Origin of the sequence: Mesorhizobium sp. L-2-11 (assembly GCF_016756595.1) — a bacterium.
GTDB lineage: Bacteria > Pseudomonadota > Alphaproteobacteria > Rhizobiales > Rhizobiaceae > Mesorhizobium.
Window position 1 is genome coordinate 5,119,910 of the sequence record NZ_AP023257.1, and the last position, 26,414, is coordinate 5,146,323.

Annotated in this window: 19 protein-coding genes and 2 pseudogenes; 10 read left to right on the plus strand and 11 right to left on the minus strand. The window is 58.0% G+C overall.

The window, feature by feature from the left end; genetic code table 11:
* Positions 1-141: 141 nt before the first annotated feature.
* Positions 142-2,247, plus strand: coding sequence for a DNA-binding protein (locus JG739_RS24535; RefSeq protein WP_244749554.1), 2,106 nt, complete (start codon positions 142-144; stop codon positions 2,245-2,247).
* 226 nt (positions 2,248-2,473) lie between these two features.
* Here JG739_RS24535 and JG739_RS24540 read toward each other — a convergent pair whose 3' ends face one another.
* A complete protein-coding gene (locus tag JG739_RS24540; protein ID WP_202363768.1) occupies positions 2,474-3,298 on the minus strand; it encodes a PIG-L deacetylase family protein in 825 nt (274 codons plus the stop codon).
* A gap of 89 nt (positions 3,299-3,387) precedes the next feature.
* Between JG739_RS24540 and rfbF the strand changes: the two genes are divergently transcribed.
* The 5 genes from rfbF to JG739_RS24565 all read left to right on the plus strand — a co-directional run bounded on the left by rfbF (position 3,388) and on the right by JG739_RS24565 (position 9,332).
* Positions 3,388-4,227, plus strand: coding sequence for a glucose-1-phosphate cytidylyltransferase (rfbF, locus tag JG739_RS24545; RefSeq protein ID WP_244749555.1), 840 nt, complete (start codon positions 3,388-3,390; stop codon positions 4,225-4,227).
* On the plus strand, positions 4,163-5,206 hold the full coding sequence (locus tag JG739_RS24550; RefSeq protein WP_202363769.1) for an NAD-dependent epimerase/dehydratase family protein: 1,044 nt from the start codon (positions 4,163-4,165) through the stop codon (positions 5,204-5,206). The genes rfbF and JG739_RS24550 overlap by 65 nt, the downstream gene beginning before the upstream one ends.
* A 19-nt stretch (positions 5,207-5,225) precedes the next feature.
* Positions 5,226-6,479: a class I SAM-dependent methyltransferase gene (locus JG739_RS24555; protein WP_244749556.1), complete on the plus strand. Its 1,254-nt coding sequence runs from the start codon at positions 5,226-5,228 to the stop codon at positions 6,477-6,479.
* A gap of 44 nt (positions 6,480-6,523) precedes the next feature.
* Positions 6,524-7,696 (plus strand): class I SAM-dependent methyltransferase, encoded by a 1,173-nt coding sequence (locus tag JG739_RS24560; RefSeq protein ID WP_202363770.1) that lies wholly within the window; start codon positions 6,524-6,526, stop codon positions 7,694-7,696.
* A gap of 280 nt (positions 7,697-7,976) precedes the next feature.
* Positions 7,977-9,332, plus strand: coding sequence for an IS5 family transposase (locus JG739_RS24565; protein ID WP_199202942.1), 1,356 nt, complete (start codon positions 7,977-7,979; stop codon positions 9,330-9,332).
* A 242-nt stretch (positions 9,333-9,574) separates the two neighbouring features.
* Here JG739_RS24565 and JG739_RS24570 read toward each other — a convergent pair whose 3' ends face one another.
* From JG739_RS24570 to JG739_RS24580, 3 genes are all read right to left on the minus strand, one after another.
* Entirely contained in the window at positions 9,575-10,534 is a 960-nt protein-coding gene (locus JG739_RS24570) for a glycosyltransferase family 2 protein (RefSeq protein ID WP_202363771.1), read from the minus strand.
* A gap of 29 nt (positions 10,535-10,563) precedes the next feature.
* On the minus strand, positions 10,564-11,547 hold the full coding sequence (locus JG739_RS24575; RefSeq protein WP_202363772.1) for a class I SAM-dependent methyltransferase: 984 nt from the start codon (positions 11,545-11,547) through the stop codon (positions 10,564-10,566).
* 233 nt (positions 11,548-11,780) lie between these two features.
* Entirely contained in the window at positions 11,781-13,064 is a 1,284-nt protein-coding gene (locus tag JG739_RS24580) for a glycosyltransferase (protein ID WP_370463496.1), read from the minus strand.
* Positions 13,065-13,500: 436 nt separating this feature from the next.
* On the opposite strand from JG739_RS24580, the gene JG739_RS24585 reads away from it, so the two are divergent.
* A complete protein-coding gene (locus JG739_RS24585; RefSeq protein ID WP_202363774.1) occupies positions 13,501-14,874 on the plus strand; it encodes a polysaccharide biosynthesis/export family protein in 1,374 nt (457 codons plus the stop codon).
* 55 nt (positions 14,875-14,929) lie between these two features.
* Here the strand turns inward: JG739_RS24585 and JG739_RS24590 are convergent.
* The 7 genes and pseudogenes from JG739_RS24590 to JG739_RS24620 form a co-directional block, all read right to left on the minus strand.
* Positions 14,930-15,200 (minus strand): annotated as a pseudogene (locus JG739_RS24590) (IS5/IS1182 family transposase); the annotation flags it as partial.
* A 149-nt stretch (positions 15,201-15,349) separates the two neighbouring features.
* Positions 15,350-16,147 carry an FkbM family methyltransferase gene (locus JG739_RS24595; RefSeq protein ID WP_202363775.1) on the minus strand — a complete coding sequence of 266 codons (798 nt, stop codon included), beginning with the start codon at positions 16,145-16,147 and terminating at the stop codon, positions 15,350-15,352.
* Positions 16,148-16,304: 157 nt separating this feature from the next.
* Positions 16,305-16,471, minus strand: a pseudogene (locus tag JG739_RS24600) (IS5/IS1182 family transposase); the annotation flags it as partial.
* Between the two features lie 209 nt (positions 16,472-16,680).
* Complete coding sequence (locus tag JG739_RS24605; protein WP_202363776.1) at positions 16,681-18,111, minus strand: hypothetical protein; 1,431 nt, start codon at positions 18,109-18,111, stop codon at positions 16,681-16,683.
* A gap of 89 nt (positions 18,112-18,200) precedes the next feature.
* Positions 18,201-18,947 (minus strand): SDR family oxidoreductase, encoded by a 747-nt coding sequence (locus JG739_RS24610; protein ID WP_202363777.1) that lies wholly within the window; start codon positions 18,945-18,947, stop codon positions 18,201-18,203.
* Positions 18,944-20,188 carry an FAD-binding oxidoreductase gene (locus tag JG739_RS24615; RefSeq protein WP_244749557.1) on the minus strand — a complete coding sequence of 415 codons (1,245 nt, stop codon included), beginning with the start codon at positions 20,186-20,188 and terminating at the stop codon, positions 18,944-18,946. The genes JG739_RS24610 and JG739_RS24615 overlap by 4 nt, the downstream gene beginning before the upstream one ends.
* Positions 20,189-20,436: 248 nt before the next feature.
* On the minus strand, positions 20,437-21,906 hold the full coding sequence (locus JG739_RS24620) for a UbiA family prenyltransferase (RefSeq protein ID WP_342216421.1): 1,470 nt from the start codon (positions 21,904-21,906) through the stop codon (positions 20,437-20,439).
* A gap of 337 nt (positions 21,907-22,243) precedes the next feature.
* Here JG739_RS24620 and JG739_RS24625 point away from each other — a divergent pair, with 337 nt between their 5' ends.
* The 3 genes from JG739_RS24625 (at position 22,244) to JG739_RS24635 (ending at position 26,406) form a co-directional block, all read left to right on the plus strand.
* Positions 22,244-23,926 carry a glycosyltransferase family 39 protein gene (locus JG739_RS24625; protein WP_202363779.1) on the plus strand — a complete coding sequence of 561 codons (1,683 nt, stop codon included), beginning with the start codon at positions 22,244-22,246 and terminating at the stop codon, positions 23,924-23,926.
* 221 nt (positions 23,927-24,147) lie between these two features.
* The gene (locus JG739_RS24630) at positions 24,148-25,083 is read left to right on the plus strand and encodes an NAD-dependent epimerase/dehydratase family protein (protein ID WP_202363780.1); all 936 of its coding nucleotides are present in this window, start codon (positions 24,148-24,150) and stop codon (positions 25,081-25,083) included.
* 9 nt (positions 25,084-25,092) lie between these two features.
* Positions 25,093-26,406 (plus strand): NAD(P)/FAD-dependent oxidoreductase, encoded by a 1,314-nt coding sequence (locus JG739_RS24635; RefSeq protein ID WP_202363781.1) that lies wholly within the window; start codon positions 25,093-25,095, stop codon positions 26,404-26,406.
* Positions 26,407-26,414: the final 8 nt, after the last annotated feature.

The following is a 26,414-nucleotide window of genomic DNA, read 5'->3' on the forward strand; positions in this document are numbered from 1 at the left end:
ATGTGTGTGGGTGCCGCATCGGTGCGTATCGATCATCCGTTCGCTGGCGTTGTTCGACGCGGATCACACATGCTAGCTGAAATCACGACGGCACGAAGTCAGGACGAACGTGCAGCCAAAGCTTTGAAGGGATAGTTCTCGATGACCGTGCCGGTGAGGATCGATACGGCAGTTCAGACAGGCTGCTTGGAGCCTCAGGTCGCGGACTTCTTTTCCGACGACCGAGCTGCTGGGACGGTCGTCGGAACCTGTGCGGCCGGCGGCGCGGTCAGGTTGGGATGCGATGTCGAACGGCAGATCGCGATTGACCACGGCGCGCTCCGCTTCCAACCTCTGATCACACCAGGTTGGCAACGTCAGGGCATCGCCTATGGCCCATTCCGCCGGCAAGCGGGCCTGGTGATGGCCGTCTCGATCACCAACGGGCACAACACCTCCCAGAGTAGCCCTATTCCGGAGCATATCCTGAAGCGATTCCATCGCTGGGCTGTCGGCCCCGACACCGATCCGTGGCCGCGGCGGCTGGTCGCCTGGGCACGCGCACCACGGAAAAAGGCAACCCTTCGGCGGTTTCTGTGGTGGATTCGCAGCACTTCCAGAACGTACAAGCTGCCCAATCACAACGAGAACCTGGCGATCGGCTGGTTCACCAATGAAGCGCCGAAGAATCCGCTGATCGATGGTTGCGGCTTCGTTATGCATGCCGCCGAGGGCGAAAACGGCGAATTGTGGACGCGCGTGGGGAATCGTTGCCTCAGCGCCTTCCGCCAACTGAAGAATATAGAGATCCACTACCTGATCGCGCTTCGCGAGTCCGGTGCAGTCTACTACGCAGCCGCGATGGAGGGGGCCCATGGGATGGCCGCCGTCCCGATGATGCGTCCGATCGCCATCGATCCCTTCAACAGCGACGCTTTGGTCTACGCTGGCGTCCATCAATGTGTCCTCGGCCAGATCGGGTTTCGCGTCGATACGCGGGTCCACGCCATCCAGATCCAGCGGTTGGAAGACTTTGCGCGGCCGTTTGGCACCGCCCATGCCGGCGATTCGTTGACCGAAAATGACAACGTTGGGGATATGGCGAAGCTGGGCGGAATTTGGCGTGCCCTGCATGGCAACATCCATCGGACTGTTGCGGGTGCTTTGACACGCGACGACCACGCGATGGCAATACTTGATGCCGGCGCATCGTCCGGTCTCGTTCACGTGCTCGTCGACACAGGCCAGGCCGCAGCCGCTGCAGGTCTCGTATGGCGCGGCTGCGATCGTGAGAATTTCTGGCTGCTCAAGGTTTCAGCGGAGGGCTGTGATCTTTTGCGTGTCGAGCAGGGTGTCGAAACAGCTGTGGCAAGCGACAAACGGCATCGTCTCAAGCCGAATTCCACGCACTCCCTACAGGTCCTCGATGCTCATGGCCAGATCGGCTGCTATCTGGATGGAGACCGCCTTTTCGACAGATGGTTCGAAAGTGAATTTCTTGAAGACGCAACATGTGTTGGCATCTGGCTAAACGGCGGCGGCACGCGGCTTCGTGATTTCGAGGCGCATCCTCGCGAGGTAGGCGTGCCCTCCGAGATGCAGTTCGACGCGCCATGGGCCCGATTCGGAGAGGAGGTGGAGTATGCCGATGACTTCGTTGGCGTTCCCAGCGGGCTGGCAGGACGTGCCCCCTCAAAAGGCACACATAGCTGGGAGCGGACCTTGGGCGTCGGCTTCGTTGATGTTGACGGCATGGGAGCTGCGCGCGTGCGCGGCACAAAGGAAAGCCCCGATCCGGGGCGCTCGCTCTACACGCTGCCATGGGACCAGTCTGAATTTGCGGATTTGGAAGTCACCATCACACCGCCGGGCAGCGCGCGCGGCCAGCGCCACTACTGCCGCGCAGGGCTGGTATTTTGGCAGGACGATGCCAATTATCTGACATTTACGGCCTACCTGGACGATGCCTATCATGGCGCCTCGATCGCCTTGTTTACGAAGCGTCACGATTTCGAGGAACTCTATGACGCAGTCTGGACGATGCTGTGGAAGAAGATCGACTGGGGAAAGCCGTTCCAGCTTCGCATCGTCTTTGACGGCGAACGCTTTGTTGTTTTCGTTGACGGTGAGCCGGTCTTGCAGCGCAGGTTGACGGACATCTATCCAGACGACCCTCGCCTGAGCATCACCCGCGTCGGGCTGGCGACGAACTGGGAATGGGGAACCGATACGGGCTCAGTGTTTTCAGCATTTACTGCGCGCCGATAGGGAACGGCTCTTCCAGCTCGCCGAGTTCGTCAGCACGTCCCGACCTGAGCGCGACGTCCACCCATTTCAGGCGCCGGACGAGGCGCACCTGGTTGGCAGTCGGTGAGCGGCAGGTGCGGTCGGGGGCAAGCTGGCTCTTGTGCACTTGAATCAGTAGTTCGGCCTGGCCGCGAGCGCACAGACCCACCTGCCGTGAGCAGAGGTGGCACAGCAAGCAAGACATCGTTCACGCATTGAACTCATAGCGCGTGAACATCTCGTGATCGCTAAGCAGCCGTTTGACGAAATCGCCCCCACCTACATCCGCCAGGATAGGCCAGTCGTCGAGTCCCGCCGGCCGCTCCATCTGTGACCGGTGCGCGGCCAGCGCATACCGTTTCACATCGACGACGTCGCCGACATATGCGTTCGAATTGAACAGCGTGAGCCCACGCAAACCTGCAAAGGTCCGGATCGTTTGCCGCAATGCGACGCGACTGAGGCCAGGCACTCGATCGTGCAGGCGAACCCACGGCCACTGATACCAGTACCAGACGGGATATTCGAACACGGTCACGCGCCGGCCATACAGTTGAAGCGCGCCTTGCGCGCCAAGATTGGTGGCAACATGGTCCGCAGGCGGCTCTTTTGCATGGGTGACGAACACGCTCTGCGGTTGCCAAACGAAGAGCAACTCAGCGATCGCCTCTGCGATCTTGCCGATATGATGCTTTGCCATCCCGTCGGGAACACGCAGGAATCTGACGCGATCGGCCGACCCTCCCAACCGGCAGACCGCCTCAATCGCTTCGTCCTCGCGGGCGATCCGCAGTGCCTCACTGTCAACCCGATTTGCATGGGACGCCGAGCCGTCGGTAACGAAAATAAACCGGACATCGGCACCCGCGCCAAGCTTCTTGCTGGCGACCCCTCCACATCCCAGCGTTTCATCATCGGGATGGGGTGCGATGATGACCGCCGATGCCTGCCAGTCTGCTACGTCGAATGGATGAGACCGGTTACACATCGCTCTATCGAGCATAGCGCCAATTGTATGCCTGACGTCATGCATCGATGGTTCCGATCATCCCTTCTTCGGTGTGGTTCAACCCGAGCTGCGCATGGTAGCAAAACACTGTAGGCGATTGGGGTGAGAAAACAATGAAGGTAGGAATTCTTGCTGGCGGACTGGGAACGCGGCTAGCGGAAGAAACCGAGATCCGGCCGAAACCAATGGTCGAAATCGGAGCAAAGCCGATCCTTTGGCATATCATGATGCATTATTATGCCTATGGGCACCGCGAATTCGCCGTCGCGTTGGGATACAAGGGCGAATACATCAAACGCTGGTTCAGCGACTATGTCGCATTCGATGGCAGCTTGACCGTCAATGCTGCATCGGGAAGCATCAAGCGCCACTCGAACTCGCTGCCTGACTGGTCCGTGGATCTTGTGGAGACGGGACTGAATACGCTCACGGGCGGCCGCATAAAACGCCTGATCGACTGGATGGGCGACGAGACATTCATGCTCACCTGGGGCGATGGCGTTTCGGACGTCAACCTTGATAAACTGATCGCCTTCCACAAATCGCATGGCAAGCTTGCAACGATGACGGCGGTGCGTCCGCCAGCACGCTACGGGCACATCGAATTCGACGGCCATCGCGTTGTCGACTTCACGGAAAAGCCACAGGCCTCGGAGGGTTGGATCAATGGCGCCTTCTTCGTGCTCGAGCCGGGCATAAAGGACTATATCGACGGCGACGATGTCATGTTCGAACACGCGCCAATGCAGCGGCTCGCGACCGACGGCCAACTGATGGCGTATCGCCACGAATCCTTCTGGCAATGCATGGACACCATTCGCGAAAAGCATCTCCTTCAGAAATTATGGGACAGCGGGCAAGCGCCCTGGAAAACATGGGAATTGATCGATGAAAGTTCTGGTTACAGGCCACCTCGGCTACATCGGTTCCGTCCTGACTCCGATGCTGCTTGAACGCGGCCATGACGTCATGGGCCTGGACAGCGACATCTTCCGGTCATGCACTTTCGTAGGAACGTTGGCCAATGTGCCGACGATCGAGAAAGACATCCGTGACGTCGAAATCGACGACGTCGCCGGCTTCGACGCGATCATCCATCTCGCCGGACTGTCAAACGATCCGTTGGGGGACTACCGACCCCAGCTTACCGAGGAAATCAACTGCGGCGCTTCGGTCAGGCTTGCGCAGCTCGCCAAGGCCGCCGGCGTCAAGCGGTTCCTGTATGCCTCCTCTTGCAGCAATTACGGCGCGGCCGGCGACAGCTTTTTAACTGAAGATGCCCCCTTCAACCCGGTTACGCCTTACGGCGCCTCGAAGGCGAATGTGGAGCGAGCGGTGGCGCCGATGGCCGATCGATCGTTCAGCCCGACATTCCTGCGTGCGTCCACTGCCTACGGCCTGTCGCCTCGCATCCGCTTCGACCTCGTGGTCAATAACCTGACCGCCTGGGCCTACACGACCGGCCTGGTCTACCTCAAGAGCGACGGCTCGCCATGGCGTCCGATCGTCCATGTGGAAGACATTGCGCTAGCCTATATCGCCGTGCTCGAAGCCGAGCGAGAGCTGGTCCACAACGAGGCATTCAATGTCGGCTTGACCACGGAAAACTATCAGATTCGGGATATCGCGGAGTTGGTGCAAACGATCGTTCCCGACAGCCGGGTGAAGTTCGCGCCCGACGCCGGGCCAGACAAACGGTGCTATCGCGTCGACTGCACCTATATTGGTCGCCGCCTGCACGGGTTTAAGCCGCAATGGACAGCGCGGCGCGGTATCGAACAGCTCTACCACACATTTCGCGCCACAGGCCTTGCCCTTGGGGATTTCGAGGGCGAGCGGTTCAAGCGCATCGCCCATGTGCAGAAGCTGATCCAAGACGGCGAACTGGATACCGATCTGCGCCGCACGCCGCAGTTAGCGATTGCGGTTTGAACAAACACAGGCGGGAGCCATGGCCATGATGATTGCTGGTGCAGCCTCTGTAACCGAGCAGTTTTGCCGCTCCTGCGGCGGAAGTCACATCGACACTTTCCTGAAGCTCGGCACGACGCCGCTTGCCGATCGGCTTCCATCGAGCATCGACGATGGCGAGGAGGAACCTGTCTTTCCGCTGAGCGTCGCCTTCTGTGGCGATTGTAGCTTGGTGCAGATCACGGAAACGGTGAACCCAAGGATTCTGTTTGCCGATGCCTATCCGTACTATTCCTCGTTCTCGCAAGCGCTGCTAAGGCATTCCCGAGACAATGCGCGTGACTTGATCGAGCGTCGTAAATTGGACGCCAGCAGCTTTGTGGTCGAGTTGGCGAGTAACGACGGCTATCTCCTGAAGAACTATGTGGAGGCAGGAATACCAGTGCTCGGCATCGACCCGGCCGAAGGACCTGCCGCCGCTGCGGAGAAAATAGGCGTGCCGACACGCCTGGCTTTTTTCTCCCGCGAACTGGCGGAGAAGCTCCGCGAACAGGGGAAGCGAGCCGACGTCATTCACGCGAACAATGTTCTCGCCCACGTGGCCGACACCAATGGTTTTGTTGCGGGCATTGCGCGGTTGCTCAAGGACGACGGCGTTGCGGTGATCGAGGCGCCATATGTCGAACCAATGATCGATCATTGCGAATTCGACACGATCTACCACGAGCACCTCTGCTATTTTTCAGTAACGGCATTGGACAAGCTGTTTCGACGCCATGGCCTTTATCTCAACGAGATAAAACACTTGTCGATTCATGGCGGTTCACTTCGCCTGTATGTCGAAATGCGGGAACATGTCGGAGCGAGCGTCACCAACCAGATCGCTCACGAAAGAGCACGAGGGATCGACGCCATCGATTACTATCTCGATTTTTCCGCGACGGTCGACAGATTGAAAGTCGAGCTCTCCACATTGCTGCACCGGCTGAAAGCCAGCGGCGCCTCAATTGCTGCCTATGGAGCGGCGGCCAAAGGCGCCACCTTGATCAACACGGTTGGCATCGGACGCGATGTGATCGACTTCGTCGTGGATCGCAACATTCACAAACAGGGCAAGCACATGCCCGGCCAGAAAATTCCGATCCGCTCCACCGAGGCGCTGCTGGAGGCGCAACCTGACTATGTTCTGGTGCTGGCCTGGAACTTCCTCGATGAAATCATCGAACAACAGGCTGAATATCGAGCTCGGGGCGGAAAATTCATCGTTCCCGTGCCGAACCCGCGGATCGTGTGACCGTGCAAGCCCGAAGCGCTGCCTGCGCCGAGACGCATAAGCTAGTGACGAATTCGATCCGCCTTCGCGGCGATTGTCCGGTCTGTCGGCGCAACGATCTGCTGCGCTCGGTATCATTCGAAGCCATTCCGTTTTCGTGCAATTCCCTGCACTCTGATGCAGACTCGGCCATTGCTGCGCCGACTGGCCAATTCGTCCTCGCGTTTTGCCGCAGTTGTGAACATTTCTTCAACGCGGCGTTCGAAGATGGTCGGATCGGCTATACGCAGAATTACGAGAACTCCCTGCATTTCTCGCCGCGATTCGTCGCCTTCGTCGAGGATTTAGCGGGTCGCCTGTCCACTGCCTACGCACTTGACGGAAAATTGGTCGTCGATATCGGTTGCGGCAAGGGTGATTTCCTCAAACGGCTTTGCTCAACCGGCGGCGCCAGAGGCATTGGTTTCGACAGGAGCTTCGAAGACAATCGGGGTGACGACGTCGCCGGCGTTGAGTTCATCAATGACTGGTTCAGCGATGCCTATCCGGACGTCAAGCCTGACTTCGTTTCCTGCCGTCACGTCCTGGAACACATAGCCAACCCGATCGCCTTCCTGCAAGGACTTCGCTCCCATCCAGGCGTTGAGCCGAGCACCGTCTTTTACATCGAGGTGCCTAATGCCCTTTACACATTGCGCGACATGGGAATCTGGGATCTGATCTACGAGCACGTTTCCTATTTCACGCCTCACTCGCTGCGGGCAGCAATGCAGACAGCAGGCTTCGAGGTGCTGGACCAGGGCGCGTCGTTCGGTGACCAGTACCTCTTCATCGAAGCAAAGCCTGCCGCAACTGGGATGACGGCCGATTCTTCCAGGCCCGGAACGATCGACGCGTTGGTCCGTCGCTTCGACCAGACCTATCGGGACAAAGTCGCCTGGTGGCGGGATTATCTTGCAACGCGGGATCCGGAGCAGACCGTGGTCTGGGGTGCGGGATCAAAGGGCATTACATTCGTCAACATCGTTCCTGAAGGGGCGCGGATTGGGGCGCTGGTCGACGTCAACCCGCATAAGCAGGGGCGCTTTGCTCCTGGAACCGGGACACCGGTTGTCGGTCCCGAGAGCCTGCGCGGCAAGCCCCTGCAGTCTATCGTCGTGATGAATCCGCTCTATCGAGACGAAGTTGCCCAGGCCGCACACAAGCTCGGTCTCTCGGCGGAGATCATCGTGGCATAATTCGATGATCTGCCCGCTGCAGTTTAGCGTCTCTGATCCCCACCGCTGTCGATTGGTCCAGGCGCCTGAAGCGGCCCACCTTGTAGCCAGCGACGAGAGCGGCTTCGCGTCAGAGTCGTCCGTGAAAAACTCGGAATGCTTTGATTCCGTTTAACAATTTCCCCTGATTTCGGTTTTCAGATTGCCGAATTTCGTGGCTTTGGGCTGCGGTTTCCGGCAAATTGGATGCGCTTGTTCTGCGTGATTCGAGACGATGACGAAGCAGCGAGGGAAGCGAGCGATGCGACCGAAGGAACGGCGCGAGAGCGGCCAGACGGACCTGTTGCGATCCCGGCTCGACCACATTCTCAATATGGATCATGCGCTGGTGAAGCTGGCCAAGACGATCGACTGGCGTTTCCTCGAAGAACGGCTGGGCGAGGTCTATGACGACGATCCTGGCCGGCCGCCTTTGCCGACCCGGCTGATGGCGGGATTGGCCATCCTCAAGTCGATGCACAACCTGTCCGACGAAAGCCTGTGCGAACGCTGGCTGGAGAACCCCTACTACCAGCTGTTCTGCGGCGAGGAGTTCTTCCAGCACCGCTTGCCCTTCGACCGCACGTCATTGACGCGCTGGCGCCTGCGCATGGGCGAAGAACGGCTCACGGCTCTGCTCCAGGAGAGCCTTGCGGCGGCGACCAGGTTGGGGGCGGCCAAGCCGTCGGACTTCCGCGCGGTAATCGTCGACACTACCGTGCAGGAAAAGGCCATCACCTTCCCGACCGACGCCAAGCTGATGCATCGCGCCCGCGAGCGGCTGGTCAAGCTGGCCAGGAAGCATGGCATTGCCCTGCGCCAGTCCTATGCGCGGGTCGGCAAGATCGCGCTGATCAAGCATCAGCGCTATGCCCATGCCAAGCAATTCAAGCGGGCCAACCGGCAACTCAAGCGCCTGCGCACCATGCTGGGAGCGGTGATCCGCGACATCGTCCGCAAGCTCGCCATGCGGCCAGAGCTGATGCAGGTCTTTGCCCTGCCGCTGTCGCTGGCCCGGCGCGTCAGGGACCAGCGCCAGCGCGAGCGGGGCAAGAAGGTGTATTCCCTGCACGCTCCGGAGATCGAGTGCATTGGCAAGGGCAAGGCCCACAAGCCCTACGAGTTCGGCGTCAAGGTCTCCGTCGCCACCCCGCTGCAGCGCAGCCGCGGCGGCCAGTTCGTCGCCCATGTCAAGGCGCTGCCCGGCAATCCGTATGACGGCCACACGCTGGCGACCATCATCCCGGCGATCGAGGACACCATCGGCGTCAGCCTCGGCAAGATCGTCACCGATGCCGGCTACCGCGGCCACAACGCGCCGAAGGACAAGATGTTCAAGGTCCATGTCGCCGGCTACAAGCGCGGCCTCACCCAGGCCGTCAAACGGGCGCTGCGACGCCGGGCCGCCGTAGAACCCGTCATCGGCCATCTCAAGAACGACCACCGCATGGGCCGCAACTTCCTGGCCTTCTCCGAGGGCGATGCCAACAACGCTGTCCTTGCAGCCGTCGGCTATAACTTCAGCCTCCTGCTCAACTGGCTGAGGCTTTTGTGTGCCTTCTTCCTGGTACTGCTCACGTCCGCTGCAGTGCCACCAATCCGGCCGCGATCAGCCTGACGCCATATCAGCTCTGATATGGCGGGTGGGAATGCTCCCGCTTCGCCTCCGATCCCGAAATCAACCTTCTTCACAGACGACGTCAGACTGAACCAGGATTCCCCGCACGCCTGTTTGTTTTCGCCGCATCTCTACGACGCCCAACTTGGCTGCTCGAGCCGATCGGGAGGCTGGGTTGCCGCGATCGCAGGTGACAGTTCGGCGACGTCGTCGGAAGGGACCCTGACCGGCGCAGCAGATTTCTAACCAGGAGATCGGTCTGAGCCGACGTAAATGCGTTTCAGTGCCCCCCAGCCGGCGGCACGCAGCTTCTCCCGGAGCTGCGGAGAAACCACGCCTACAGCTTCCAGGCAAAATCTCGCAACGAGCACTGGATCCAATATCCATGCAAGCAGATGAAACAGTGTCCTACCCAGCGGCGCTGTCCGCCTGTGCCGATAGGTAATCGCGACGAGGTGTTTTACCCGCCTCGACAATTCAAAAGCGTTCGCGGTAGAGCCATCGGGATTCTGCCAAGCCAATCGTTCGGAGTTTGGCAATCGCACCGAGCGCGTCGGATGGTCACGGCTGTATAGTATCGCGTTGGGCGCGTGAACAAACGGCCCGAGAATGGCCATCTCGGCCAGAAGCGCACAGTCGGACCCATAATAAGGTTTGTGCAATGTCGTTTTGAGCAGAGAATCTCGGCGCCAAAGGCCAAACATGGCCGCATCCCATCCGTGTGCGGCAACCACCTGCCGGAAGCGGGACGCGGGCGACGATCCTCCCATATCCGGCCGCACCCGTTCGACATAAGAAGTTAGCTGACCGGTTTCATCGATCCCCAGCAGTCGCGGGTAGGCAATGACGTGGCGGGCATTCGCGTCAAGTGCACGCACGCAGTCTGTCAAGAAACCACTGCTCAAGAGGTCATCGTGCGCGCACCATTTGAAATATTCGCCTGTGCTCAGCTGGAAAGCTCGATTGAAATTGGCACCAGCGCCCAAATTGCGTGCGTTTCGGACATAGCGGACGCGCTTGTCCAGCCTCTCGAATTCCAGACATATATCGGCTGTTCTATCTGTCGAAGCATTGTCGGTGATGACGAGTTCGAAATCACCGAAATCCTGCTCGAGGATCGACCGGATCGCCTCGGCGACGAAATTCTCGCCGTTGTAGACCGGCATACCAAGGGACACTTGCGGCGACTTGGGATGTTCCATTTTCAGGTTCTTCTTTGATGAGAGCGCAATCAGACCGCGACGACTTCCGGTCGCAGGTCCAGCGCAATCAAGGATTGCGCCACTTCGTTCAGGTATATCGGGTTCATGACGATGACGAGATCAGGCGGAGTGTCCAACAGGTCGCTTGGCGCGATGACCGGGTGACCGGTACCGGGCGTAAACTTGCCTTGCTTGTAGGGGTTGATGTCGACTGCTGCCCAGACTTCGTCTCCAAGCTGCAAGGTCGTCAGGAACGACACTGCCTTGGAGCCGCCGCCCCATAGCACGACCCGCCGGCCGGCGGCGTGCGCGGCGCGAATGCGCTCCTGCCAGGAATTCTGAGCGGCTCGCACGCGGGCAGGAAAGGTTTCCGCCAAACGGTGCATCACTTCCAGGTCGTGCTCGAGCGGTAGTCTCGGCGTCGTCCGGCCGGCCGACGGCCGAGCGTACTGAACGATGTACTGGTTGTCATAGACGAGTTCCAGATCGGTAACGTCGAAACCTTCCTGGCGAAACAGGCGTGCGTGCGCGCCAGGACTAAAATAGGAGCAATGCTCGTAGTAAATGTCCCAGAACGCGCTCTCTACGAGCACACGTTTGGCATCAGGCGTCTCGAAGACCGCCCAGTCCTGGGTCCTTTTGCCGATCATCTTGCGGATCAGCCGCACGAAACTCGACACCGAACTTACGTGTTCGAGCGTGTGGCGACAGAGGACCATATCCGCCTGGAGATGCTGGTAGTCTGGTCCGAAATAGTCGACGATCATCTTGACGTCGCCATACTCATCATTGCGGCCTTTGTCGGCTCGATAGGCTGGATCAATGCCGAGCCCGGTGGCGCCGCCCGACATGCAAAGTTCGCGGAGAAATTCACCCTTGCCGCAGCCGATCTCCAACACGTGCTTGCCGGCAATCGCACATTTTTGTGCAATCTCGCGTGCAAGTCCCTTCGCGAAACCGTTGAAGGTGCTGGAAAAATGCTGGGATTCCTCGAAATTGGTCGAGTAACCCATGATCGATTCATCAAAGGCCCTGTTGAATATGAATCCGCATGCCTCACAGAATGCGAGGTCAAGGTCGCGGCGGGGAAAGGCGTGGGCTTCTCGGGCCGAGTTCAGCAGGACGCAACTATGCACCGGGATGGATTCGACCCGGTAGATTGACCGGCTGACCGGCGCCGAGCAGCACGGGCACGCGGTCAGTCGAAGCGCTTTTCCGTTGCTTGCCATGTGAAGGTCAAATGAATTCATTGTAGAATTGGCTCGACAAGAGAACCGGTGATATCGCGCGTCGAGCTTTCGGCTCCGAAGAGTTCATTGTACTCGGTTGCGCGAGCGAGTTGGACAGACTGGGCCAGGCCAAAGGCGTCGAGTATCGCCAGGTCGAACCTTTCCTCGGAGAACCGGGTCGCGTTCATACGACAGGCGTGCGGCGTAATGGACACCGCATTTTTCTCGAACAGATCAATGGCCCCAGCTACGGAATCGATGGTTTGACGGTCGAAGAGCACACCTGTCGGATGGGCGCTCTCGCCAAGCGGCCGGACAATGTCGCGCGCGCCGCCGCGGCCGAAGGCGATCAATGGCGTGCCGCACGCCTGGGCCTCGGCAAGCGTTATTCCGAAATCTTCGCATCCAGCGAACACCATCGCACGAGCATTGGCGATTTTTTCGATGTATTCATGCCGCGGCAGATAACCGGTGAAGATTATGTTAGGGCCGGCAAGCGATCGCAGATGCTGGGATTGTACTTCGTCGCCGACAACAACCAGGCGACGCGACGGCGTTTTGCTGAACGCTTCGATTATCAGATCCGTACGTTTATACGGGGCGTGGAACGCGGCCGTGACGTAGTAGTCATCCTTGTTGACGACGAGATCAAGATCCTCGATGGCGACGGGCGGATGGACGACCCGCGCGTGACGGCCGTAAATCCGCTCGATTCGAGAGCGGACATAATTCGAGTTCGCCAGCATCAGGTCAGGACCGTGCGCCGTTCTCGTGTCCCAGGTCCGCAGCCTGTGAAGCATGTAGCGAAAGGCAAGACCCTTCGGGCCAAATCCCAAGCGGGCCTGTTGCAAATAGGAGAATTGCTCGTCCCACGCATACCGCACCGGACTGTGCACATAGCATAAATGTGGTTGGTCCGGGCGGGTCAGAACGCCTCGAGAGAATGCGGCTGACGAGGAAATCACCGCGTCATAACCCGTGACATCAAATTGTTCGATCATAAACGGACAGAGAAAGAACAGTGACCGGTAGTACTTTTCCACGAACGGAAGTCGGTTCATGCCGGAAACGTGGAAAATTACGCCTGGAAAATACTCTTCCTTGATCTCCGTCGGAAGAAAATCGAACAGGGTGAAGACCTCGGCTCTCGGAAAAATCTTGCAGATCCGGGCAAGGACCTGCTCGCCGCCGCGAAAGTTCGGGCACCAATCATGCACGACGGCGATGCGCGCGTTGCGGTCGATGCCGGCAAACGGCGTCTTGCTGATGGATCGCAATTGTTTGGTATCCCGGCCCACCATGGTGGTTGCTTTCGGCTGTCGCACATGGCGCATGCATTGCCCTCCCGGAATGTTGGCACCTTTCCGGAATTCTTGTTGCCCGGATGCTCAGCCACTGTGTGTCGTCCGTCCCGTCCAAACAAGCTGCCTATCGGGTTAAGCGCCGCACCCTCCCGTGGCTGGACGTACTCCAACGGGGTACGCCTCCTACTTCGATGGGCCTAAGCACGCATCGACGGTAACCTTATGCGCAGGCTGTATCGGCGCGCTTGGTGGATTACGATGGTGGTGCTCCGATTTCGGGAGCCATCGTGGAAGCGTTACTTATGTCTACTGGCCTGGACGGAGACTTAACTGCCGGGACCACTATCTTCGGGAATCCAATGTAGAGGTAAAAATGCACGAACTGCCATTTTTAGTTGAGAACGGCACTTGCTCAAGTAATCGAGCCCGCTGCATGGATACCCTGACCAATCGGCGCGACGCCTGGCGCCTTCTCCACGTGGTGTTGTCGGCAGGGCTAGGCTTGGCCTGTATGTTGAGTACTTCGGCTGTGAATGCCAAAGAGTATGTACTCGGGCCGCAAGATAAGATCCGCATCAAGGTCTACGAATGGCGGGCGTCGCGCGACACGATTTTTGCCTGGGCTGCTCTCAACGACGAATACACGGTCGGTCCCAACGGCTCCATTTCGCTGCCGCTGGTCGGCGAAATCAAGGCTGTCGGTCTCACAGCCGGCCAAGTTGCGAATTCGATCGGCGACAGCCTCATGAAAAGTGTCGGCCTTGCCCGAAAACCGAATACGGCGGTGGAAATCGTTCAGTTCCGACCGTTCTATGTTGTCGGCAAGGTGACGCAGTCGGGAGAATTCCCATACCGGCCCGGGCTGACCGTCTTGCAGGCCTTGAGCATCGCGGGCGGGTTGCGGACGCGAGAGGACAGGGATGCCAGGTTCGAGCGCGAAGTGATCCAGGGCCAAGGGGATGTGAGCCTGCTCAGACTGAGCGAGGCCAGTCTCCTCGCTCGCAAGGCGCGACTCGAGGCGGAACTCTCGCATGCCAGCGACATTCAGTTTCCGACCCAGTTGACATCGCGCACTCAGGACGACGTCTTTGCCATGCTCTTGAAGCAGGAGCGCTTGATCTTCCAAGCGCGCAGTGAGGGATTGGACACTCAGGTCAAGGCGCTTCGTGGTCTGCGCGAGTTCCTCCAGAAGGAACTTGCCTCGCTGGAAGCGCAATTGGTTTTCCTCGACAAGCAAATCGGCTCAATCCAGAAAGAGTTGACAGCGGTTTCGACGCTTGTCGTCAAAGGTCTTGCGGCTGCGCCGCGCGAGTTTTCTCTGGAGCGGGCCCTTGCCCAGGTGCAGAGCGAGAGGTTGTCGGCGGAAACCAGTCTGCTGCGCGGGCGTCAGGAAATCAGTAAAACAGACATATCAATTCTCGCGCTCCAGGAGGGACGCAAAAATGAGGTAACGATCAACCTGCGCCAAACGCAAGCTGAGCTCGATGCTATCGAAAGCAAGACAGAAACAGCAAGGCGGTTATTGTACGAGTCAGCGGTATCTGCCCCGGCCCTTCTTGCCCGCCGAGCCGACGCGGAGCTGGCTGCGCCGATCTATACGATTTTCCGGCTATCGGCGGATGGTGCGACAGTGCAAATCCAAGCTAACGAAACGAGCGCGATCGAGCCCGGAGACACGATCAAGGTTGAAATACCACTGGCTGCGGATGAAACGGGCGCGCTGGACCTGACATTGAGCGAGCGGCACAAGGCGCCGGGACTAGAACTCAAGGCAGAAACCGCCGGCAATACTGTAGGCATCCCGTAGCCTTCCGTGCGGGCTTTGCTGGAATGATTAGGTAAAGATGTAGATGTTGCGGCCGCGCTGGCGACCCGCACATAGGTCTGGCGCAATCCAGCCCCGCCCGTTTGGCCAGCCGCACCAGCCGTCCGTGGGCCCGGTGGATGAGCTTGGCGTCGGTCGGGACCATCACGTTCTTCGACTGCACGGTCGTGTCCACGGTCACTTGGCACGTGTCGGTCGTCTTCATCGCCCCGGCCTTGACCGCAATGCTGAGGCTTCCCTGCAGAAGCGCGACGATCCGCTCCTCGCCCCATGCGGCTGCGCCAGGGCGTCATCGACGAGCGGTCGAAGTATTAGCGATCCGTTCCTTCACCGAGTGCGGTCGCGCTTCTATAACCTTTCGAGGGCCTCGTGGTGCCTTCAAAGGCAAGACCCTTACGAGGCACTCCGAGAACACTTAAAAGCGACGCGTGTGGGCGTACTCAAAGGCGTCAGTCCATCACAGTGTTGGCAGGCGAACAAGCGTCGTAATAGGCCTCCGCCAAGCCATCTCGTGCGTTGCGGGCAATGGATTGTTCACAAAGTGCCATTCTATCGCGATCCTCTCGATTAATCTGGACAGTTCCATTGGAATGCGTTCGGTGATCTCCCGCTCGAGCACCTCGATGTCGATCTTCAGCAAGTCAATTCGACTGTGCTTTTTAATGACCCTCTCGAGCGCCTTGTTTGAATCAACGCACTGAACCGTCATCTTGTCGGCGAGAGGCTGGCCGATGCCGCCATAGCGTCCGGATGGCTCCCACCCGAACTCAACGGTTCCGTTAGCATAGCCTACCGCCACTGGATTGAGCTCGAAATGACCTTCGAACGCCTTCAAGTTCTGTTTGAGGCGCTCGATATTCTGTGGCAGAGGTTCGAAGCAGTAGACGAAGTTACCCGAGTTCCTAGTCAGGAAGTAAAGAGCAGATATGCCGACGTTCGAGCCAAAGTCGACGATAACTTCCTTCTTCCTGCTGTCTCCATAGTCGCCCCTGAAGAATATCTCGTTTATTGTGATGACGTCGTCGGCATTGAAGGCAGTAACCTTTGCCTTCCCGGTGGGTGTCGAGATCACGTATGACACAGGGTATTCACCTCCGCCCAAGGACAGGTAGCGACGGAGGAAATCAATTGGACGGTTGCATTGTCCGAGTATTTTGGCGACAGCCGAAATGTTCTGCGGGTTCATCAAGCCTTTGAAAATCGCGTGCACCGATCGGTGGTGACGCGCCTTTTGGGCCGTTTGGATTATCGTCATGCCATCCCCCTGTCGATGAGCTTGGGAAGCGCGCACGCCTCGCCGCAAGTGGAGGAAACGGCGCAAGGAAAGTCAATTTGGCCATGCGAGGTATGGGCTAGAGGTCGAAGGGCACTGCGTCGCGGAAGAACTCCTCGCCGGTGAGATACTGGAACTAAGGGGTCTCCATCAGCGCTCGCACAGCACCTCATCCGACAGGTTGAAGGTGTGCTTGAGGATCGCCAGCCCCGCCATCAGCCGGGTCGGCAGCGGCGGCGTGCCGGGGCCGTCCGAATAGACGGCGCCGAAACGCTCCTCCAGCACCGGCCAGTCGATCGCCTGCGATCAGGGAGATTGGTCCGGCATCCTTGCCGCGCTTGCCATTTAGCAGCGATGTCGGCGAGCACGAAGAACTTGCGACGTGCATGCACCCAGCACAGCGCCTGGGTCAACGGACCGGGGCCACGACGTGATCACTTCGATCTGATGCTTCGTCACAGGCTACTCCTAGTGATTGCACTAGTCCTAGTGCAATCACTAGGGATTGGCAGCCGTCAACCTACCTCAGCGAGCCGGCCGTCACCGTGGGGATATGGCGCCCGAGTATCGCGGCTGCCTTCAACAACCAGGATCCGGCTGACAAGAACGACAGCAAGGGGAACCAAGAAGATGATACCGGGGTCGGCGCTGCCGCTTGTCAGCGACCCCGCGACAAGCGCCGACAAGGCGCAAGCCCGAACACTCGAAGCAATTGCGTCGACCTCTCGATCGACGTGACCTCGCCCCGACAGCCCCCGCACCAGCATTGTCAACAGGATCGCCATCATTACGGTGCCGAACAGCCCCAACTGGGAAAGCAGCGCTATCGGCCAACTCGAGGCCCGCGAACTCCCCAGTCCGATCCCCAGCCCGCCCGTATCGAAGAAGGACTGCAGACTTTTATAATTCCAGTAACTGCGCTCCTGACCTGAGGCTGACGCAGCTTTATTGATCACCGTGCTGTCGACAAGCTGCAATACAGGATCGAAGATATGAGGGTAGTACAGAATTGCGGCCAGCCCGGAGAGGAGCAGCAGCGGTATAAGCGCGACAAGCAGTGCCTCCTCCGATCTCAGCCGACCTGAAGCGAGCGACTTCACGATGGAAATGACTACAGGCACAGTCACGATCGCAAGACCCACGTAGGCGGTCGATGACGTCGACAGCAGCAGTAGAATAAACAGGGACGTTGCTAGCGCCAATGCAAGCTTTGATCCGGTCTTCCGCCAATAGGTAAAAGTAAACGCGAGTCCTCCCAGCGATACTCCGCCAAACGCCGATGCCTCCGAAAAGGCCCCTGCAATCCGCCAAAACCCGGCTGTCGTAACATGGGTCAGCATGCTGTAGTTGGCGGTGCGGATCGGGGCAAGGATGTCACCGGCGCCACTGATCTTGCCTAGCAAATCCAGGACGCCCATCGCCGCGTGCAAGCTGAACCATAGGAAGAAGCCCCGCCGGATGTCCGCTAACGTGCCGCTGCGCTGAAGCAGCAGACAGGTCGCCAGGAAGGTCAACCCGCCCAGAATAAAGTACCCCGCCTGAGTGATATTGGCGGACACCGGCGCTAAGGCCGCTTCGTAGACGCCCCTGGCCGTGCGGGACGAGACGAAGGCGCTCGTCTGCCCTGCAAAGAGCCTCGGAAACAACAGCGCTCCGATGCAGACATAGATCATCAGCGCGCAGACGATCCATGCGGCACCTATACGAACGAAGACCGCCCCTATTTCCCTCCAGATTCCCCGTCGAGCCAGCGCGGCTACTATTACGAGCATAGCAAAGACGGTAAAGATAAGCGGCGATGAACCGCCAAGCGAGGTTAGTGTCCCGATTGACGTCGCACCAAACGCCAGAGAGGCAATCAACGCAGTGATCAGCGACCAGCGCATATAGACGACGAGGGCCAGGATTCCCGTGCAAATCAGAGCCCCAACGACGGAAACCTGCATTTCACACTCCGACGATCAATGATCCAGACCCTGACGATCCCCAAGCGAACCTAACGTAACAAGGGCTGTTGTACCGAACGTCAGTGCCCTTAGAACTTGACCCGCTTAAAAACACCCTCAGGCATCGCGGCGATTACCCCCATGACAAGACGCCAGCTTCTTCTCACGTAGATGATGTCGCGGTGCCGCGATTCCGCAGCCTCGTAGATGGCTTCGGCTACTTCATCAGGTTCTGCCGTTAAGAACGGCGACAGTTTCATCCCGTCTGTCATCCGGGTCCGGACGAAACCCGGCATGACCGTCACCACCCTCACGCCTGAGTGCCACAATCGACCTCGAAGCCCCGACAGGAAAGCAGTCAATCCGGCTTTGGCGGAGCCGTAGACATAGTTGGAGGCGCGGCCGCGGTTTCCGGCGACTGAACTGACACCAACGATGGTGCCGGTGCCCCGCTGCTCGAATCGGTCCGCCAGCATGCCAAGGAGAATTGCAGGCCCCTCAAAATTCGTGCGGAGTGACAATGAGGCGTATGCCGTGTCGGCAACCGCTCTCGACTGGGTTGGAAGCATTCCCACCACGCAGACGACTGTATTGGGCAATGTGCCGAGTGAATCGATGAACGGCCCGAACGACTCCGTATCCAAAATGTCGAGGCGGCAAAGTTCGGCCTTGGCCTGCGAGGCGGTGAGAAGGTGGTTGACCTCCCGCAGGCCTTCTTCGCCGTTTCGGGCCGTAAGGATCACTTTCCAGCCATGCTCGGCATAGACGAGGGCAGTTGCCCTCCCTATGTCCGAAGTGCCGCCTATGATCAAGGCGGTTCCCGGTTGTGTCGTCATACTGCGATCCTTTTCGATAACATCGATGCGAGCCGTCCTTCGGCCCCAATCGCGCGGCGCTGCTGACGAAATACGGAAAGGTTCGGATAGCCCGCCTCGAATGTTTCGGGCCGCTGGCGGGCGTCCTTAGCCAGATAGAGCCGCCCTCCCCCTTCGACGACCAAGCGGTCCAATCTGTCAAGAAGTGAGAAGATGCTGTCGGATACTGGAAAATCGAGAGCCAGCGTGACTCCCGGCATAGGAAATGAAAGCTGGCCGCCACCTTTGCCCAAAGTCTTGAGGACGGCAAGGAACGATGGGTCCCTCGTTGTGGCAATTTCCCCCATGATTTCAGGCAAGACGCGTGACGCAGTCTGATGGGGGAGAACGAACTGGTATTGCAGGAACCCGCGGCGGCCGTAGAGCCGGTTCCATTGGTCAAGGCCGTCCAGGGGGAAGAAATAGGATTGCCACGAAACCAGTTCATCCTTGGTGCGTGCGCGGGCGTAACGGAGCGCATTGAAGGCTCGGATGGAGTGTCTGTTGAGAAGAAATCCCGGGGCATCCAATGGCACAGCAATCCCGCGACCACGGGTATTCGGGTAGATCGGTGCACCCGGCTTTCTTTCCTGGAGAGCGTCAGAGCTGACATGTTCGCCGAGGTAAACCAGCGAGCGGCCAAGCGCGTTTCCCCTGGAAAGGCAATCGACCCAAGCTACGGCATAGCTGGCGCCTTCATTAGCAGTCAGTAGCTGGACGGCCGATAATATATTCTCGGCTCGTACAGTGTTCTGCCTCATCCATCCTGTTTCGACCTTGATCAACCGGATCGTGGCCTCGACGATCGTTCCAGTCAGGCCCATCCCCCCAATCGTAGCTTTGAAGAGGTCAGAATTTTCATCCCGGGAGCATCGGACCGTCTGTCCCGAGGGAAACATCAGTTTCAGCGCTTCTACATGATCGCCAAAGCCCCCGACCCAATGATGGTTTTTGCCGTGAACGTCCGCAGCAATCATGCCGCCGATCGTGACGAAGCGCGTGCCCGGTACCACGGCAGGGAAAAACCCTCGAGGCAGGAACCTGTCGATTAGGTCAGCTAGCAACACACCAGCTTCGACTGTCAGTAAGCCCGAGGTCTCGTCGAAACCCGTCATTCGGTCGAAGCGACGCATATCGAGCGTCACTCCTGCACCGATACCGGCGTCGCCATATGAGCGTCCATTGCCTCGCGCCACGTAGGTCGGTATGTGCCGCTGCAGCATCGCCAGTTCGTGAGGAGTTCCCGGGCTGACGACGTTGCTGCTGTGCCTTGGATACCGTCCCCACCCGCTTAGCTCCACTGTGGCCTCCCGGAACGGAAGGTATATCTGCTATCGAGGGCGAATTTGGTTGCATAGCCGATGGCATGTCGGAGAACGGCTGCCGTCTGGATGACTGCGAAAGCCACATCACGGGTCGGGTATGTCATGAATTGAAGGGAACGCATTTCGTTACACCTTTTTGCGCTCCCCTAGACCGCCGCCACGACAGCTAGTCCGGCAATGAGGAAGGACAGCAGGCTGTTTCGGTCGGTCATCGCAAACACAATCGGATCCTCGGTCATGCTGCGCCTGTGGGCAATCATCACCAGACGGCTGATCCAGTAGATGAGTACGGGGCAGACGAACCAGAGCATTTGCGGCCGTTGGTAGAGCACGTTCACGTCCGGCGAGGATATGTACAGCGCGAACACGGTGACGGAATTGTACCCCGCGGCCGCTGCAAACGCGGCAACCACGCCGAGATCCTCGAACTTGTAGTTCCGGTTCGAAGGCTCGGAGAGTTGGAGATCTAGGCGTGTGGCAAGTTCGGCATATCTCTTGACCAGCGCCAACGCCAAGAAAATGAAGATAGCGAAGGTCAGAAGCCACGGCGAGACGTCCACTCCGATCGCGATAGCCCCGGCAATGATGCGCACTGTGTAAAGCATCGCCAGCGTAACGACGTCGATGAGCATCTTGCGCTTGAGGTAGAACGTATAGGCCGTGGTAAGGGCGAAGTACCCAAGGAGGACGGCAAAGAAGGCAGGGGAGACACCAGCAGCGAGGATGAATGACGCAAGGAAAAGCAGTGGCGCGGCGAACAGAGCGTGGATCAGTGGAATTTTTCCGTCGGCCAATGGCCGAAGCCGCTTGGTCGGATGCATCCTGTCGGCCTGCAGGTCAACGAGGTCGTTGATGATGTAGACGCTCGAAGCGCAGAGGCAGAAGCTGACGAAGCCAATCCCGAGCACAACCAGGTTCGCGGGAGTGAGTTGGTGCGAAGCCAGCAAGGGAACCAGCAGAAGAAGATTTTTCGAGTATTGGTGCATCCTCAAGAGGTGCGCCCATGTCCGCCAGCTTGGTTTCTCGTCGGTCAGGTATTTCGCTTCGACAGGCATTGCCGCAAGCCTTCTGGACACCCGTCCAGATACCCGGATGCCTATTGCCTTTCCGCATTTTGACCAGACGGCCAGGTCGTCGGCGTCGTTGCCGATATAGTCGAACCCCCCCTCGCCGAACGCCTCGACAAGCTTGGCTGCCTTCGTTTTTCCAGTGCAGTTCGTCGTCGCATCCGATCCAACGTGTCCGTCAAAGACACCCAAATGATCTGCAACAGCCCTCACGACGCGTTCGGTTGCGGCAGATGCCAGATAAACTGGCCGCCCGTCTTTCTGCGCTATTTCAATCTCTTCGAGCACAGCCTCGTCGTATGGAGGTGCAGACGCGTCGAAGTCGAGTGACGAAGCAGCGTAATGTTTCAAGGCAGCCTTGCCACACCTCAATGCGTTGAACATGCCGATCGCAGACCGAGGCCGGCACGCAAGTTCTGACAGGGCGGTCTCTATCAGGAGGTCTGAACGGACCAACGTGCCGTCCATATCGACAACGAGCGGGCGACGCCGAACCGATTGCGACCGGCAGGCCGCCATATCTTCAACGTGTATCGATTGATCCGCCATTTGCGCTTCTGCCCACTCTGCAGGTTCCAGAGGAGAGCATGCGCTTCTGAATCAGCGTAGTGCGCAAAACGGAGTAAATCGATACCACAATTGTGTAGGTTTTCGACAAGACATAATCAAATATAATGCGTTGTGATGGCGCTAGCTTGGCCGCACAAAGGTTTTGACGTTAGGAAGTTCACGTCGAACTGGTCAGGGTGATATTTGGAATAGCGATAACTCGCTTCGGTACCTGTATGTGCATGAGCTCTGAAGGCCGTATTCATCACGGTAAGCAATCAGCATGCCTGTCGTGGCTTCGAAGTTTATCCTTGATAATTGTGGCGGGGCGGCAGCAATGGCCTATGAGAATTCCCTACATATCGACTCTGGAACGGTCCCTCAGCGTTCGACGACCTCACATGATCGGATCGACAAGACAATTACTCTCTTTTGTGTCTTGACTGCCGTTTTGACGGGGACGGCGCTGCGTTGGCTAGTCAACGCAGATGAAGCACTCTGGTATGATGAGGTGTGGACCGGAACGATTGCGATACAGGATTGGCGCGGAGCACTTGAGATTCTCGGAATCGATTTCAACGCTCCCCTTTTCTACCTGTCTGTCTGGGGTTGGGTCCAAATCTTCGGCTCGTCTGATGCCGCAATTCGTGCGCCTGGCCTGATTGCGACCGTCGCGGCGCCGTGCGTGGCGTGGCTTCTGTTACGCGGACGGATGCCACTGCATCAAAGAGCGCTGTTCACGATCATCGTTGCGCTGTGGATTCCCGGCTTGTATTTCGCTCAGGAGGCGAGAAGCTATCCATTCACGGTGCTCGGCGCCGTGTTGGAAACCGTCTTCTTCTTTCGTGCGCTCCGGAGCAAGGGCGCTCGCGGCGATATTGCCGGGTGGGCGCTGTCGGGTCTGTTTCTCGGACTGACCCATTACACGACGTTGGTTATGTCGGCAGTCCAGGGCATCACGCTGCTCATTCTTTTTTGGCGAACGCGGCTCCTCTCGGTCACCTTTGCGGGCCTTGCGTACACAGTAGTTCTCGCGGTGTTCCTGAGTCACTACGAAGCCTTTGTGCGTATAACCAATTTTGAGCACTTTTGGCTCAAGCCCCTGACTTTCTACGATCTCGGGCGTGCCCTGCAATTCCTGGCGGGCGACATTTTTGTCTTTCTCCTTCTGGTCTGCGTTGTTGGGGTGGCGCTTCTTGTCGATGCTAAGAACACCGCGGATGAAGGGGCGCGGCGCGGCGGCGATGCACTCACAAATGTCGCGGAGCTGTGGACGGCTCGGTTACACAATGCCATTGGATCTCCGGTATTCCTGACGGCTGTGGTCAGCTTTCTAGGGTTATCCCTTTTCCTCTGCATTGCAGTTTTTCGACCTATTTTCATGCCTCGTCTCCTCATCCCCTTTGCACCCGGTATCTTTCTGGGCTTGATATGGATCATCGATGCGATGCCTAGCACTCGCTTGCGGGCAGGCTATGCGACCGTTGCCATCTTCTTTGCAGGAGCCTTACTCTGGGGCGCCCGAAGTGCCGCAGAAATTGACAAAGTCCTGACGTGGGAGCACGAAAGCGCCATTTTGAAGGACGCTGGAGTCTCAGAGGTCTTTTTCTTCCTCGATCAAGGCTTCCCAACCCCCTATCCCGAATTTCTACACACCAAAGTGTTCGGCTTCTACTTTTCCCGTGTTGGCGCCGAGGTGAGTGTTCGGGAGTTCGTTCCGGATTTTCAGGGATACTCCGATCCGCGGCCCCATTTTGTTCGCTTTCTCAGCGAAAAGCCTGGGCGTGGTCTGATCTGGACCCTCTTTCCGGGGCCGACGTCTGACCCAATCCCGTCCGGCTCCGATGGCATGATGAAGCGTATTCGCGAGCGCGGGTTCTCGGCAGCATATGATCATAAGGTCATGGAGGATATTGAAGGAGTCACGTGTCACGCGACAGGGACCGCAGCGTACCCGAAATATGTCTGCTACTCCGCTACCAACCAACCGGCACCTCATTCAGAACGACGGGAGAATTGAGGCAAACGTCTTAGAACAGCCCATCACCCATCGAGGTCAACTGTCGCGCGCGAGACGCTATGACTGTGGGTGTGAACTATCCGACGTGAGCATCATTGGACATAATCGCTTACCTGAGAGAGGAGAATATCTGGCTCATCGTAGCCTTTCAAAGGAGTGACGATGAGACAGAAGCCTGAACTTAATTGCAGCATGGCAAGAATCTTCAATCGGATGAACGTATGAGCCAGAAAATAGTAGTTACTGGCGCAGCCGGGCTTGTCGGCCAGAACCTCATCGCCAGGCTGAAGCTTAAACCTGGCATCGGTATAATAGGCATCGACAAGCATCCGGCGAACACGGCACTTCTACGGAAGATACATCCGGAAATCGAAGTGATCGAGGCGGACCTGTCCCAGCCCGGACGCTGGACCGATGCGCTCGCGGACGCCGATGCCCTCGTCCTCAATCAGGCACAAATTGGCGGCTTGAGCGAGCAGGAGTTCATACAAAACAATGTAACTGCGACCGAGAACATCGTGGCGGCGATGCGTGTCCACCGGATGCCGTATTTCGTCCACCTTTCGTCGTCGGTAGTAACCTCGCGGGCAAATGACTTCTACACCAAGACCAAAACCGCCCAGGAAAGGCTCATAGACAGTGTGAGCGACATCGGGCACGTCGTGCTCCGGCCCACGCTGATGTTCGGGTGGTTCGATCGCAAGCACCTCGGATGGCTGCGGAGATTTATGGACCGTACGCCCGTCTTCCCGATTCCGGGCGACGGTCAGTTCATTCGCCAACCCCTCTATGTCGGCGATCTGGCAGCCATCATCACCTCAAGCTTGGAGCACCGGATAACTGGAACCTACGACATCTCTGGTCTGGAGCAGATCCATTATGGGGAGATGATCAGGCTCGTTCATACGATCGTAAAACCGAAGGCGAGAATCGTTCACCTACCGTATGGCGTGTTTTGGTGGCTCTTGTTCCTTTACGCCAAGTTCAACAAGAATCCTCCGTTCACCACGTATCAGTTGGAGGCATTGGTCATCCCCGAAACCTTTCCAGTCATAGACTGGGAGAGCATTTTTGACGTGAGGGCGACACCGCTTCGTGAGGCTTTGAAAGAAACTTTCCTCGATCGCCGTTTCGCCGACGTCGTCTTGGACTTCTAGGAAACGAGAATGAGCAATGTCATCGTGATTGGCGCTGGCCCAATGGGCTTGGCTGCGGCGCATAGAGCGGCCACTGAGGGTCATGAGGTCCATATCATAGAGGCTGACGACCGACCAGGCGGAATGGCCGCGCACTTTGATTTCGGCGGACTTTCCATCGAGCGTTTCTATCATTTTGTGTGCAAGTCCGACACAGCGACCTTCGCCCTCATGGATGAACTTGGCATTGGCGACAAGATGCGCTGGACGCCGACATCCATGGCCTATTACATGAAGGGGAAGATACATCCGTGGGGCGACCCGTTCTCGCTCCTTTCTTTCCCCCACCTCAGCTTAATTTCTAAGCTCCGTACCGGGCTGCAGATGTTCCGGACAACGAAACGGAAGAATTTCGCCTCGATCGAAAGCCTTACTGCGCGGCAGTGGCTGGAACGGGGATCCGGCAAGGCTGTCTATGACACGTTGTGGAAACGACTGATGGAGCTGAAGTTTTACCAGTTATCCGATGACATCTCGGCATCCTGGATTGCCACACGGGTAAAGCGCGTCGGTAGTTCGCGTCGCTCGATATTTCAGGAGGAGTTAGGCTACATCGATGGCGGGACACAAACGCTCGTGGATGCACTTGTTGGTGCCTTCGTCAAGAAAGGCGGCAACCTCCACCTTTCGACACTTGCCGAAAGAGTGGAGACGGTCGATCAACGGGTGACAGGTGTCACAGCAGGCGGCCGCTTCTTCGCTGCCGACGCCGTGATTTCCACGATTCCGACGCCGCTTGTTTCCAACCTGGTACCAGATCTACCTACCGAGTGGCGGGAGAAGTATGACGCGATCCGAAATATTGGTGTTGTATGCGTGCTGTTGAAGCTCAAGCGATCCGTAACCCCCAATTTCTGGCTCAATATAGTCGACCCGGATATCGAGATTCCGGGTCTGATCGAGTTTTCAAATCTGCGGCCAGTTGGGGATACCATCGTCTATGTGCCCTACTACATGCCTGCGATGCAGCCGAAGTGGAAATGGACAAACCAGCAGTTTGTCGAACAGGCGTTTGGTTACATCCAACACATTAACCCCACAATCGAGAATGATGATCTTGTTGATACGACAGTGGGGCGCTTGCGGTATGCTCAGCCAGTTTGCGAGCCGAATTTCAGAAGTAAGCTGCCACCCATTCAGACACCGATTCTTGGCCTGCAAATTGCTGACACCTGCTATTACTATCCTGAAGACCGTGGAGTTGCGGAGAGTATCCGGTACGGGCAAATGATGGCAGCATCGGTCCCCGAGAGCCTTAAGGTAGCTACGCCTATTAGTGGGTAATCTTCTTT